We start from the raw sequence: 1,183 nt of genomic DNA, 5'->3' as shown, positions 1-1,183 counted from the left end.
GGCTAGTGCGGATTCACCGGGGACGGTGTAGCCCGTGACTAGCTTGGAAGCGAGTTCCCCGCGACTCCAAACCTGAATATGACCGATCAGAAGCTCAGCATCCACGTCTGCTTCCAGAATCCCGGCAGCACTCAACTGCTCCATTGCCCACTGACGAAGGTCAGTGAGGGCAATGTCGTCGGCATGAGGTGTGGAATTCATAATGTCTTTGAACGTAACAGAACTATGCGGGGGTGCGTGTGTGCCACATAATCAAAGAACGCTTTAGTACCACCCACTTAGTAGAGAAACAGGTTCATCGTGGCTCGTCTGTATGACAACATCACAGAGCTCACTGGCAACACCCCGCTGGTGCGCATCAACAGCTTGACCAAGGGCGCTGGCGCCACGGTTTACGCCAAGCTCGAGTTCTACAACCCCGGCAACTCCGTCAAGGACCGCCTGGGTAAGGCGATCATTGACGCTGCAGAGAAGTCTGGTGAGCTCAAGCCAGGTGGAACCATCGTTGAGGGAACCTCCGGTAACACCGGTATCGCTCTCGCACTCGTAGGTGCAGCTCGTGGCTACAAGGTCATCTTGACCATGCCCGAGACCATGAGCATCGAGCGCCGCGTTCTTGTGCGCGCATACGGTGCAGAAGTTGTCCTCACCCCCGGTTCTGAGGGTATGCGCGGTGCTGTTTCTCGCGCAGAAGAGATCGTGGCTAACACCCCCGGTGCAATCCTGGCTCGCCAGTTCGAGAACGCTGCAAACCCAGCCATCCACCGCGCAACCACTGCGGAAGAAGTCTGGGCTGACACTGACGGCAAGGTAGACATCTTCATTGCAGGTGTGGGAACTGGTGGAACCATCACCGGAACCGGTCAGCGCCTCAAGGAACTCAACCCCAACATTCAGATCATTGCTGTTGAGCCTGAAGAATCCCCCATCCTCAACGGTGGTGCTCCTGGTCCTCACAAGATCCAGGGCATTGGTGCGAACTTCGTTCCCCCCATCCTCGACACCACCGTGTATGACGAGGTATTCGACGTCAACTTCGACCAGTCGATCGAGTTCGCTCGCCGTCTGGCAGCCGAAGAAGGCATCTTGGCTGGTATTTCCACCGGAGCTATCTTCTACGCAGCAACCGAGGTTGCCAAGCGTCCAGAGAACGCCGGCAAGACCATCGTTGCCATCGTGTGCG

The 1,183-nt window shown here is 56.9% G+C and carries 1 protein-coding gene and 1 pseudogene; one reads left to right on the top strand and one right to left on the bottom strand.

Going from position 1 to position 1,183, the window contains the following annotated elements; genetic code table 11:
- Positions 1 to 201, bottom strand: a pseudogene (locus tag Q0362_RS03435) (hypothetical protein); the annotation flags it as partial.
- A gap of 99 nt (positions 202 to 300) precedes the next feature.
- Here Q0362_RS03435 and cysK point away from each other — a divergent pair.
- A partial coding sequence (gene cysK / locus Q0362_RS03430; protein ID WP_298119791.1) for a cysteine synthase A occupies positions 301 to 1,183 on the top strand: 883 nt, incomplete at its 3' end.

Source organism: uncultured Aurantimicrobium sp., from assembly GCF_936931525.1.
Taxonomy (GTDB): Bacteria; Actinomycetota; Actinomycetes; order Actinomycetales; family Microbacteriaceae; genus Aurantimicrobium.
The sequence above is the reverse complement of the archived record's forward strand: the minus strand, read 5'-3'. Positions and strand labels throughout refer to the sequence as shown.